Annotated in this window: 11 protein-coding genes and 1 pseudogene; 11 read left to right on the plus strand and 1 reads right to left on the minus strand. The window is 47.3% G+C overall.

Translation table 11 applies throughout. The features are described 5' to 3' along the window. The first annotated feature begins 216 nt into the window (after nucleotides 1-216). Genes ACP2WE_RS25405 through ACP2WE_RS25415 form a run of 3 tightly spaced genes read left to right on the plus strand, consistent with a single transcriptional unit; the run spans nucleotide 217 to nucleotide 2,639 of the window. Nucleotides 217-738: a hypothetical protein gene (locus tag ACP2WE_RS25405; protein ID WP_425218315.1), complete on the plus strand. Its 522-nt coding sequence runs from the start codon at nucleotides 217-219 to the stop codon at nucleotides 736-738. Continuing rightward, nucleotides 674-1,822, plus strand: coding sequence for a hypothetical protein (locus ACP2WE_RS25410; RefSeq protein WP_425218316.1), 1,149 nt, complete (start codon nucleotides 674-676; stop codon nucleotides 1,820-1,822). Before ACP2WE_RS25405 ends, ACP2WE_RS25410 begins: the two co-directional genes overlap by 65 nt. Beyond that, a complete protein-coding gene (locus ACP2WE_RS25415) occupies nucleotides 1,773-2,639 on the plus strand; it encodes a TolC family protein (protein WP_425218317.1) in 867 nt (288 codons plus the stop codon). The genes ACP2WE_RS25410 and ACP2WE_RS25415 overlap by 50 nt, the downstream gene beginning before the upstream one ends. Here the strand turns inward: ACP2WE_RS25415 and ACP2WE_RS25420 are convergent. Continuing rightward, entirely contained in the window at nucleotides 2,636-3,265 is a 630-nt protein-coding gene (locus tag ACP2WE_RS25420) for a hypothetical protein (RefSeq protein WP_425218318.1), read from the minus strand. The genes ACP2WE_RS25415 and ACP2WE_RS25420 overlap by 4 nt on opposite strands. Nucleotides 3,266-3,380: 115 nt before the next feature. On the opposite strand from ACP2WE_RS25420, the gene ACP2WE_RS25425 reads away from it, so the two are divergent. The 8 genes and pseudogenes from ACP2WE_RS25425 to ACP2WE_RS25460 form a co-directional block, all read left to right on the plus strand. Then, on the plus strand, nucleotides 3,381-3,962 hold the full coding sequence (locus ACP2WE_RS25425; RefSeq protein ID WP_425218319.1) for a thermonuclease family protein: 582 nt from the start codon (nucleotides 3,381-3,383) through the stop codon (nucleotides 3,960-3,962). A gap of 112 nt (nucleotides 3,963-4,074) precedes the next feature. Next, nucleotides 4,075-4,602, plus strand: a complete 528-nt coding sequence (locus tag ACP2WE_RS25430) for a COG3415 family protein (protein WP_425218320.1) — start codon at nucleotides 4,075-4,077, stop codon at nucleotides 4,600-4,602. Nucleotides 4,603-4,811: 209 nt separating this feature from the next. Continuing rightward, nucleotides 4,812-6,773 carry an AAA-like domain-containing protein gene (locus ACP2WE_RS25435; RefSeq protein WP_425218321.1) on the plus strand — a complete coding sequence of 654 codons (1,962 nt, stop codon included), beginning with the start codon at nucleotides 4,812-4,814 and terminating at the stop codon, nucleotides 6,771-6,773. Between the two features lie 109 nt (nucleotides 6,774-6,882). Beyond that, on the plus strand, nucleotides 6,883-7,485 hold the full coding sequence (locus ACP2WE_RS25440) for a Uma2 family endonuclease (RefSeq protein WP_425218322.1): 603 nt from the start codon (nucleotides 6,883-6,885) through the stop codon (nucleotides 7,483-7,485). A gap of 36 nt (nucleotides 7,486-7,521) precedes the next feature. Beyond that, a complete protein-coding gene (locus ACP2WE_RS25445; RefSeq protein ID WP_425218323.1) occupies nucleotides 7,522-7,920 on the plus strand; it encodes an STAS/SEC14 domain-containing protein in 399 nt (132 codons plus the stop codon). Beyond that, nucleotides 7,917-8,342, plus strand: a complete 426-nt coding sequence (locus ACP2WE_RS25450) for an HNH endonuclease (protein WP_425218324.1) — start codon at nucleotides 7,917-7,919, stop codon at nucleotides 8,340-8,342. Before ACP2WE_RS25445 ends, ACP2WE_RS25450 begins: the two co-directional genes overlap by 4 nt. Then, nucleotides 8,339-10,549, plus strand: a 2,211-nt coding sequence (locus tag ACP2WE_RS25455) for an AAA-like domain-containing protein (protein WP_425218325.1), incomplete at its 3' end; no start/stop codon positions are given. The genes ACP2WE_RS25450 and ACP2WE_RS25455, both read left to right, overlap by 4 nt. Nucleotides 10,550-10,581: 32 nt before the next feature. Then, nucleotides 10,582-11,106: pseudogene (locus tag ACP2WE_RS25460) on the plus strand (WD40 repeat domain-containing protein); the annotation flags it as partial.

The raw sequence follows: 11,106 nt of genomic DNA on the forward strand, positions 1-11,106 counted from the left end.
GGTGCTCAATGGAACCGTCACAATGTTGCTCAAGTCTTGAAGCATCGTTGTGCTTACCTCAACGGTTATTTCTATGCCCCTAAGTATATTTGCTCAGTGCCTAATTGAGATGCTCCCATTAGCAACGGCGGTTTTACAGAAATCTTCGAGCGTACTTTTTTTAAAGGGGCAGACACAGCGGCAGATGTGTTTAAAAAATACGGTTCGGACCAACAGGTGTTTGTAAAAGTGTGGGGACTGAATTCGGCTACCTCTGAAAAGATTGAGGGCAAAGAATTTAAGGTGATTGCCTCGGGTAGCGAGAATACAGTAATTGCCAAAAACGATCGCGGCGATCTGTTCCAAATTGGTAAGACCGAGCAATCTCAGATCCGCCCCTCTAGCGTAGAAACAAGGCTTGGTGAAAAAATATCTATTCAAGCGATCGAGGTCGAGCCTAAAGAGCAACTGGTCTCTGAGCTGTTACAGACAGTTCCCGACAATGCCTTTATTTCGGGCACTTTATTGGTGGATAACGCCGAAACGCTCAGGCTTCCCCTAGAACAGAAAAAATTTAACGTTTTTAAATTATCAGGAGGGCAAATCGAACTCTTAAACGCTCAAAAGCAAAATCTAGAGCCAATTCTAGACAGTTTTATCACGAATGGGAAACTCATCATTAAGGTAAGAAGCGATGAACCGATACGACAATCTACCCGAGCGGTTGGGAGAAGCGATCGCTCAGAAAATGATCGATGATGGCGCTCGAGAGAGGATTCGCTCTTCGGCACTTGCCACGCTGGAAAAGCATAGGGATGCCAAGCGTAAACTCAAGCGTAAGTTTACAAAAGCGCAACTCGCCGCTGGTACGATCGCAATTTGTTTGGGAGTTAGTTTTGGGTTTTGGATCGGTGGCAAGGTGCCAATTTCCAATGCGATCGCTCAGTCAGAAGTTAAACCTAGTCAACCCCCTGCTAGTTCTAGTGGAAGCGATTCGCCGAAGATTTTAAAAGTGACCCTGACGATCGGCGATCCATCAGACTTGAAGGTAAAGCAAGGGGATTTCGTACAGGTCAATCAAGTAATTTCAGATCGCAAGGAGGAGCGCGATCGCCTGCTGTTGCAAAAGTCAGAGTATGAAAGCGCGGTCAAGCGGCTCTCCTTGGAAGTACCAAAACCTATCGAGCCTCTCACCATCAAGAAAGTACCTCGGTTACCAGAACAAAGCTTCGCCCAGACTGAAGCAAGCATCGACCTGCAAAGGCTGAAAATCAAAGCTGCTGAGGATAGGGTTTCGCTCCAACAGAAAAAACTCGAACTAATTTCTACGCTTAACGCACGAGATCTTCCCCCTGGTGTTGAGGCGCACGAGCAACAAAAGTTAGCTGAGTTGCAGGCAGCCCTCAAAGTTGAAGAAACGAATATGCAATTAGAACTGGGCAAACTGGAGACCGAGAAATCGGGGCGATCGCTCAAAGAATACGAGGCGGAGCAAGCCGAGGTACGCATCGCACTGGAACAAAACCGATCGCTTGCCGAGTATCAAAAATCCCTAGCAGAATACCAGCGGGGCGAACAAGAGCGGCAGTTTAGAATCGCCGACCTCAAACAAAAAATCGCCGATGTTGACAATAAGTTGACCGAGCTATCGGTAGTCAAAGCCCAGTATGCAGGAGAAGTGAAGAGGATCAAGTATGTCTCGCAAACGAACAATCGCATGGATGTTGAGTTGCTGTTTCGGGTTGCCGATAGGGGCGATCGGCGCATACGCCCAAACAGCAAAGGATCTGAAGTTGCCAAGCCCGTCTGGGAACCGATTACCAAGCCCAATAATTCAAATTGAGAAAAAGCCTGTTGTTCCTGCCACTTCCCCTAGAACCACAGTCCCCAAAGAGCCGACTGAACCCACCGATCCTGCGAATACATCACAGGATCGGGAGAATTTGGATGATAAACTCAGCGATCGCGAGGATGCCGAACAGGATGCTTTGCTTAAGGGCGACTTGCCTTGCCTCGATGCGAGTGCTGAATGCGTGCGGCAGTTGCAGGATTTAGCAATCAAAAACAGTCCCGAGCTGAAGGCGATCGAGATCCAGATTGCCAATGCTGGCGAAGCGGTGAAGCTGGCGAAGGTGCAAGGGCAGGGGAGTTTCTTTGAGACGATAACGCCCTATGTCGCGGCGATCGCACCCATACTTTTACAAAATTCCAAGCCACTAGCACCGGGCGAAATTCGCGCGAGTTTGGATTCGCGGCTTTTGTTTGAAGCCTTGCCGACGATAATTTCTGGTAGGGCATTGAGCGACGCGAATCAGACAAAAAACAATCAGGCTAATGCCGATCTGCAAATCAAGTTGGGCCAACTCGAAAAAGCGAAGAACGAAGCGACGATCGCGATCGCGGGTAAGGTTTTGGATGCTTTAATCCAGTTCGAGCAAATGAAAGACCAAGCAAACCTCGAAACCACCATTGTCAAACGAGAGGAAGCACGATCTAAATTAATCGAGATTGCCTATCGCATGGGAGAATCTTCGACGATCGAGCAGATTGCGCGATTGAATGAATTCGATCGCAAAAAAATAAGCGCCGCTCAAACTCGGTCGAGAATGAGGGCGCAAGCCGGACGCATCCAAAGGTTGGTGAAGGGGAACGAGAACTAGTTTACGGCGCGGTAGAGAACGCCATTCTTGCAGATGTCAGGGTTCTGCACGACAGGCAAACTATTGAAATTGAAATTGCCAGATTGACCAGTAATGGTAAACGCTCCATTGGGTGTGAAGGTTCCAGATTTTGAGACCTTAGCCAGCCCGCAGGCATTGGAGGTCACCCGCCGCACGGTAGAGCCATCGTAGGATACTTGGATGGCAGCGTTGGGTGTTTGGTTGATGATGAAAACCTCTGTTGCGGAAACTTTGAAATTTCCGCTTGGAGGCACGTTGTAGCTACCGCCCGAGCAAGTAGGCTTCAAGCCAAGGGGTAGCGTGGAAATATCAATCTGCGTTCCATTCACGGTAATCAAACTGGGCAATGGAGCTGCGTTATTCCCCTTGAGGACGAGTCCGCCGCAACCATTCGATACGACCGATTTGGTCTGCGTTACCCCAGTAAAAATAAACTCAGTGGACGTACTTGGCTGCAACTCACCGACGTGGATTGCCGTGCCATCGCTATTTTTTTGAACTGTCAGCGCACCCGCAGCTTGAATGTTAATCGTTCCGCCGATGGCAACTACGCTCAACAAAGCAGCCATAGGCTTTGCAGATTTTTTAGAAAACTTAGAAAACATTGCTTAGACCCTCGAAATGATTTAAAAGAGATTTCGAGGAAAAACATTCATTCATCAATCATACCCTTAGCTTCTGTCTATGCAAGAGCTAAGGCTTTTTTCTTAGGTAGCGAAAATGAGGCGGAAATTTATTGCAGGAATTGTTGTGGCGATCGCGCTTGCAGGAGCGGCTTTTGTATGGCACGATCGACAGCAAGAGATAATTGAACCCGTAGTAGATTCGGCGGCGATCGCGCGATCGGTAAAACGATTGGCAAAGTCATGCGAAGTTAAAAGAGTCAGCGATGGCGACACGATTGTAGTTCGCTGCCATAGCGAGGAAGTGAAAATCCGTTTCTGCGGTATCGATGCGCCCGAACGATCTCAACCCCTCGGACAAGCGTCAAGGGCAAAGTTAAGGGAACTGATGGCGATCAATGGTGGCAGGGTTTTAGTTACAGAGATCGAACGCGATCGCTACGGTCGGACGGTTGCTGAAGTGGAGGTAGTGAAGGGGGACAAGCAGTTATTCGTCAATGCAGAGATGGTTCGATCTGGGTTGGCTTACCACTACGAGCGATATTCTAAAAATTGTCCTCACCGACAGGCGATCGCTTCTGCTGAATCTGAGGCAAAGTCCAAGAGGTTGGGCGTATGGAATGGAGATTATGAAAGACCGTGGGATTACCGCAAACATCAGAGGTCGAACTCGTTGTAACGCTTGCCGATCCCAATAATGTAGAGAATGTCACGGAGCGCGATCCAAATCTTGCTTAGACTGTGACACCCATGCGATCCTGTTTCCATCTTTTTGTAACGGAGCGCGATCCATGTCTGAAATCATTACCATGCCTAAGTTCTACTCAAATCGCGAAGTCGCGGAGATTTTGGGATGTGCGCCCGAAACCGTTCGTCAGGTTAAGTCTCGAAAAGCGGAACAAGTCGCAGGGCTGTGGGATAACAACAATCCTGATGGTGAGACCTGTTGGAGCGAGGCTGGACTGAACAAACTCTCTGAGTTAATCAATACCGAAAAGGCGAAAGAATTTCGGGCGGGAGCCTTGGCGCGACGGACTCAAGAGGCAATCGCGGCGGATCGGGCAGCGTTGGAATATGGGAATGGCGATAATTCCCTTAGAACTTCGCAGGTTTCTGGTACTTATGAGGTGCAAAGCCCCACAGGTGAAAGCGGTCGATATGCTGGATTGACTGAAAGATTGGGCGCGGCGATCGCGGGTCAGATGATTGCGAAAGGTGCGATCGCGGAAATTGATATGGCGGTGGTGAATGGTTTGCTTAAGGGTCTAGAGGTGGGGGATATTGATGTCGATTCAATTCTGCAAGACTTTAGTCAGTGATTGATAATTTTTCACACCATTAGCGATCGCTTTTTCTCTTTTGGATACGTGGATGTAAATATTTTCGTTAGACCTATAATTTGGATGTGCGCCCACACCCAACAATCCATAACCGATTTGAAGCTGCAAAAATTAATTTCTTTTGGGGAAAGGTTTTTTTTAGCTAAATATCATTTAAGGTTATAGAAAGTTGCCGCAAAAAACGCATCATGGACAAAGCGATTCCATCAACATTAGCTGGACATTATCAGACGATCGAGCATCTGGGCGGTGGCGGTTTCGGTCAGACATTTCTCGCAAAAGATGCGCATTTGCCCGGCAGTTCGCTTTGCGTGGTCAAGCAACTCAAGCCCAGAGCGAACGATCCTGAAACCTTGCAAATTGCGAAGCGACTGTTCGATCGCGAGGCAGAGACCCTATATCGACTCGGCGATCGCACAGACCAGATTCCACGACTAATGGCGCACTTCGAGCAAGATGGTGAGTTTTATCTCGTCCAAGAATATATTGAAGGTCAAGCCTTGGATGCAGAAATCGCTCCAGATCGGCGGTTCGATGAAGCCAAAGTCATCGAGCTTTTGCAAGATGTTTTGCACGTTCTAGCATTCGTGCACCAACAGAATGTGATTCATCGCGATATCAAGCCCGCAAATTTAATCCGACGCAGCAGCGATCGCAAGTTCGTCCTGATCGATTTTGGTGCAGTAAAAAAGGTGAGCGAGCCAGTTGCTAACTCGTCGGAACAAACCAGCACCCTGACCGTGGCAATCGGTTCTCCGGGGTATATGCCCAACGAACAAATGGCTGGACAGCCGAATTTTAGCAGCGATATCTATGCCGTAGGAATGCTCTGCTTTCAAGCCCTGACAGGATTAAGTCCGAAGCAATTACCCAAAGACAACTACACGGGCGAATATAGTTGGGCTTTGTGTCGCAAGCAACTGGCAGAGAATCAGGTGGTAATTGATATTCGAGCGGGTCTTGCTGCTATTCTCGATCGCATGGTGCGCTACGACTGTCGTCAGAGATACGAGGATGCAACCTCTGCCCTGCAAGCGCTCGAAAAGTTTTTGGGTCAAAATTTGGAAGATGAGTCCACTGTCATTCACGGGAAACCTCCTAATCAAGAATCCCAAAAACAGCCCAACCTGCATTTAGAGTCTCCCGAAGGACAGGTGAGTATCGATTCGCCGTTTTACGTCCATTCCCCCTACGAGCAGCGTTGCTATGAGGAAATCGGTAAATCGGGCTCCTTGATACGGATTAAGTCGCCGCAGCGCATGGGTAAATCATCTTTGATGATTCGGATTCTCGATCGCGCCAAGCAGCAAGGATATCGGACGGTGACTTTGAATTTGGAGCAAGCAAACCAAAAGTTATTTGCCGACCTCGATAAGTACATGCAGTGGTTTTGCGCGTCTGTGGGCAAACAGCTCGATGTCAAAGTCAAGGTGGATGAGTATTGGGATGATATTTTTGGTGCGAATGACAATAGTACGGACTATTTTGAAAAGTATTTGCTAACGGAGTCCGATCGCCCCCTCGTGCTTGCCTTAGATAATTTCGATCGCATCTTTAAGTATCCCGATATTGAGGTAGATTTTTGCGGCTTGCTGCGCGGTTGGTATGAAAGCTCTCGGATCAAGCCGTTATGGCGCAAGCTGCGTCTGATTATCGTGCATTCGCAAGAATCTTACGCTCAAAAGGATATCAATCAATCGCCGTTTAACGTGGGCTTGCCGATCGAGTTGGGCGAGTTTACGGTAACGCAGGTGCAAACCCTCGTAGGGCAACATGGGTTGGCTTGGGCTGAGCCTGAGATTAGTCAATTAATGGGGTTAATTGGTGGTCATCCTTATTTGGTGCGATCGGCGCTCTATCGTATTGCCTCTGGCGATCTCTCGTTAGATGAATTCCTCAAAACATCGCCATCGGAGGCGGGAATCTATAGCAGCCATTTGCTCGGTCTCTTGCGAACCTTGGAAGAACATGCTGACTTGGCTAAAGCGATGCAAACGGTGGTGAATTCTGACACCCCCGTGCGGTTGAGGGCAGAGGAAGCGTTTAAACTGGATAGTATGGGGCTGGTGGTGCGGGTCGAAAACAATGTGACGCCGCGATGCAGCTTGTATCGTCAATATTTTCGCGATCGCTTAGCGATACCAACCTGATGTCAGAAGTGAAAAAGTTAGACTGAGGTAGAAAATTATGGTACAAATCGCAAATCTTTGCCTGCGTAATTTGTCTGTGTAAGTTCAGTGATAAACAGAGACTAATCCTATGACAATTGCCATTGCTAAAAACAGAGTTAGTTTTGCGGATTATCTAAACTACTTTGATGATGCGGATACAAAATACGAACTGGTGGATGGAGAATTAATCCCAATGGCAATAGGGACGGGGCAGCATGGCGAGGTAATCGATCGGATTTATCGGGCGATCGATGCCGAAATCAACCGAATCGCTCAACCTTGGATTGCGCGTCAGGGTCAGATTGGGGTGCGCTGTCCCCGTGGTATTGGACTCGATACGGCGCGGATTCCTGATGTGGTGGTGATGCAGCGCGATGATTGGCTGGCTTTACAGGAACGCGAAGCAGTTATCGGCTTTGACCTATCGCCACCTTTGCTCGTGGTGGAAGTGGTGAGTCCTTCCACAAAAATCACCGATTATCGGGCTAAACGCACTGAATATGCAGCGCGCGATATTCCAGAATATTGGATTGTCGATCCGCTTGAAGCCAAGATCTCCGTGCTGATAATTTCTGATGGATGGTATGACGTAACCGAGTTTGCCGATGGCGATTCTCTTATTTCTCAGACCTTTCCCAATCTCGAGCTAACGCCCAATGCAATTTTTTCAGTTGTTCCGCCAACGACCTAACACACCACCTATGACTATCACCTAACGAGCCAAATTATGACCCAGATCAAAATCGAAGCTCAGCTTCCCTTTGAACAACTGATCCAAACCGTAGAGCAACTAAACTCAACTGAGCTAGAGCAACTGTTAGCGCAAATAATTCGCGTAAAATCACAGCGCAAAGCCCCGAATCTGCCTAAAGAACAATCCTTATTACTTCAACAAATTAACCAAAGTATTCCACTCCAACTCCAAGAGCGTTATCACACACTAATCAGCAAACGCCGCGCTGAAATCATTACTGATGAGGAATATCAAGAATTATTGGATCTGAGCGATCGCGTTGAAGCATTGGAAGTAAAACGGCTCGAACGTATATCTGAGTTAGCCAAACTTCGCCAAACTTCTCTAACTGCTGTGATTCAAGAATTTCAGCTTCAACCAAAGGGATCATGAATTCTAAGCCAATTGGTAGAAAACTCAGACGAACTGTCACTGAAAGGGCAAAAGGATGTTGTGAATATTGCAAAAGTCAACAGATTTTTGCTATGCAAAATCTTTCTGTCGAACATATTATCCCGATCGCTAAAAAGGGCACGAATTCATCCGATAATCTCGCTCTTGCCTGTCAAGGATGTAATAACTATAAACATACGAAAACTCAGGGACTCGATCCTGTTACGCTTGAAATCACAAATCTCTATCATCCTCGACAACAAAAATGGGAAGACCACTTTACTTGGAATTATGACTACTGCGAAATCATTGGTTTAACGCCAACAGGAAGAGTAACTGTAGAGCTTCTCAAACTAAATCGTGAAGGAGTAGTCAATCTTCGCCGTATTCTCTATGCAGCAGGCAATCACCCACCATTATGAGTAACTCGATCGCATTCACATATCAAGTTGGCGGCAGTCTTGCTGTCGATGCGCCTGCCTATGTAGAGCGACAAGCCGATCGCGAGATTTACGATCGCCTCAAGAATGGTGAATATTGCTTTGTGTTTAACTCTCGCCAGATGGGCAAATCGAGTTTGCGAGTGAGGGCGATACAAAAGTTGCAGCAAGATGGGGTTGCCTGCGCCACGATCGATCCGCAGATTATTGGTACGCAACTGCGAGAAGATCAGTGGTATGCAGGTGTTATCAGAAACTTAGTAACCACCTTTGAACTGGCAGAAAAATTTGATTTTCGAGAATGGTGGCGCGATTTAGAGGCGCAGTCGATCTCCGCAGTCCAACGCTTTCACGACTTCATCACGGAAATTTTGCTCGAACAGATCTCGCAGCCGATCGTCATTTTTGTTGAAGAAATTGATAGTCTGCTCAGCCTGAAATTTGAAGTCGATGATTTTTTCATCTTGTTGCGCTCGTTCTATGAAAGTCGCACCCAAAATGCCAATTACAATCGCCTTACCTTTGCCCTGCTCGGTGTAACCACGCCCTCAGACTTGATTCGGGGGAAGCAGCGCTCTACGTTTAATATTGGTTTTGCGGTGGAGATGAGCGGTTTTCAACTGCATGAGGCGGAACCTTTACAGCAAGGGTTGGTTGGTAAGGTCGGAGATCCAGAGGCTGTAATGCGATCGCTTTTAGCTTGGACGGGCGGTCAGCCATTTTTGACGCAAAAGCTATTGAATCTGATTGCGAGCGAAGCAAATTTATCGCTGTCGCCACAGGAGTTGGTGGAACGAATTGTGTTTGCAAAAGCTATTGATCGTTGGGAATCTCAAGATGTGCCGCCGCATTTCAAGACGATTAGGGACAGGATTTTGCAAAGCGACGAACGCGGACGGGGGCGCTTGTTGGGGCTGTATCAGCAGATTTTGGATAGTGACGGCATTATTGCGGATGAGAGTAGCGAACAGATGCAGTTGCGGTTGACGGGTTTGGTCGTCAAACGAGATGGAAGGTTGATGGTTTACAATCCCATCTATGCTGCGGTGTTTAATCAGCAATGGGTGGAACGCTCGTTGGCAGATTTGCGTCCGTCTTTTTATGCTGAAGCTTTGAGGGCGTGGCAAGAGGAAGGTGAGGAACAAAAAGAGGCTTTTTTACTGCGGGGGCAGGCGTTGGAGGATGCAGAGACGTGGGCGAAGGGGAAGCGGTTAAGCGATGAGGATGAACAGTTTTTGACTACGAGTCGGGAGGTTGCAAAGCAAGAGGCAGACCGCAAGCTTGAAGTGGAACGACTGGCACGAGAGACAGCTGAAGAGGCAAATCAGATTCTCAAAAAGGCAAATCAGAAAGCCAAAAAGCGGGTGCAGATTGGTTCGTTTGTTTTGGCGGTAATGCTTGTCGCTGCTGGGATGGCAGGTTTAGTGGTATTGGACTCTAATAGAAAAGTTTCTATGATGGAAGAAGCTAGGCAAAAAGCGATTGGGCAAATTGCACTGGCAGATGTAAAACTTCAGGCTGTCAATGCCAAGGTTGCTTTTTTAGATAATCATGGTATTGAATTCTTGTTATTAGCTTTGAATGCTGGCGACAAGTTGAAGCAGATTTCCAATCGATCTCAGGACTGGCAAGAGCTAAAACAAGATGTTTTAGCAATCTTGCAACAAGCGATTTATCGCGTACCAGAGCAAAATCGTTTACAAGGTCATACAAGTCCAGTTAATAATGTGAATTTCAGCTCTGACGGTAGCAAAATCGTCACTGCTTCCGATGATAAAACGGCACGAGTGTGGGATTTACAAGGTAATCAAATTGTCGAACTTAAAGGGCATACAAATACTGTCAAGAGTGCGAATTTCAGCCCCGATGGTAACAAGATTGTCACGGCTTCCGCTGACAATACAGCACGGGTGTGGGATCTTCAAGGCAATCAACTCGTCGAACTAAATGGACATACAAGTCCAGTTAATAGTGTAAATTTTAGCCCCGATGGTAATAAGATTGTCACGGCTTCCGCTGACAATACAGCACGGGTGTGGGATCTTCAAGGCAATCAACTCGTCGAACTAAATGGGCATACAAGTCCAGTTAATAGTGCAAATTTTAGCCCCGATGGTAACAAGATTGTCACGGCTTCCGCTGATAATACAGCACGGGTGTGGGATCTTCAAGGCAATCAACTCGTCGAANTAAATGGACATACAAGTCCAGTTAATAGTGNAAATTTTAGCCCCGATGGTAACAAGATTGTCACGGCTTCCGCTGACAATACAGCACGGGTGTGGGATCTTCAAGGCAATCAACTCGTCGAACTAAATGGGCATACAAGCTATGTCAATAGCGCGAATTTCAATCCTGACGGTAGCCATATTGTCACGGCTTCCGCTGACAATATGGCACGGGTGTGGGATCTCCAAGGTAACCAACTCGTCGAATTAAATGGACATACAAGTCCAGTTAATAGTGCAAATTTTAGCCCCGATGGTAACAAGATTGTCACAGCTTCCGCTGATAAAACAGCGCGGGTATGGGATCTCCAAGGTAACCTTCTGGTCGAATTAAAAGGTCATACAAATTATGTCAATACAGCGAATTTTAGCCCTGACTGTAGCAAAATTGTCACAGCTTCCGCTGATAAAACAGCGCGGATATGGGATCTCCAAGGTAACCTTCTGACCGAACTAAAAGGTCATACAAATGCTCTCAGGAGCGCAACTTTTAGCCCTGATGGTAGGAAAATCGTCAC

The sequence above is a fragment of the Tumidithrix helvetica PCC 7403 genome, assembly GCF_965232925.1.
Lineage (GTDB): Bacteria > Cyanobacteriota > Cyanobacteriia > Pseudanabaenales > Pseudanabaenaceae > Tumidithrix > Tumidithrix helvetica.

Bases quoted from the DNA above. Each gene is read 5' to 3' on its own strand.
- ACP2WE_RS25445 (WP_425218323.1), top strand. From the start codon at position 7,522: ATGACCCAGATCAAAATCGAAGCTCAGCTTCCCTTTGAACAACTGATC.
- ACP2WE_RS25425 (WP_425218319.1), top strand. From the start codon at position 3,381: ATGAGGCGGAAATTTATTGCAGGAATTGTTGTGGCGATCGCGCTTGCA.
- ACP2WE_RS25440 (WP_425218322.1), top strand. From the start codon at position 6,883: ATGACAATTGCCATTGCTAAAAACAGAGTTAGTTTTGCGGATTATCTA.
- ACP2WE_RS25435 (WP_425218321.1), top strand. From the start codon at position 4,812: ATGGACAAAGCGATTCCATCAACATTAGCTGGACATTATCAGACGATC.
- ACP2WE_RS25450 (WP_425218324.1), top strand. From the start codon at position 7,917: ATGAATTCTAAGCCAATTGGTAGAAAACTCAGACGAACTGTCACTGAA.
- ACP2WE_RS25410 (WP_425218316.1), top strand. From the start codon at position 674: ATGAACCGATACGACAATCTACCCGAGCGGTTGGGAGAAGCGATCGCT.
- ACP2WE_RS25420 (WP_425218318.1), bottom strand. From the start codon at position 3,265: ATGTTTTCTAAGTTTTCTAAAAAATCTGCAAAGCCTATGGCTGCTTTG.
- ACP2WE_RS25430 (WP_425218320.1), top strand. From the start codon at position 4,075: ATGTCTGAAATCATTACCATGCCTAAGTTCTACTCAAATCGCGAAGTC.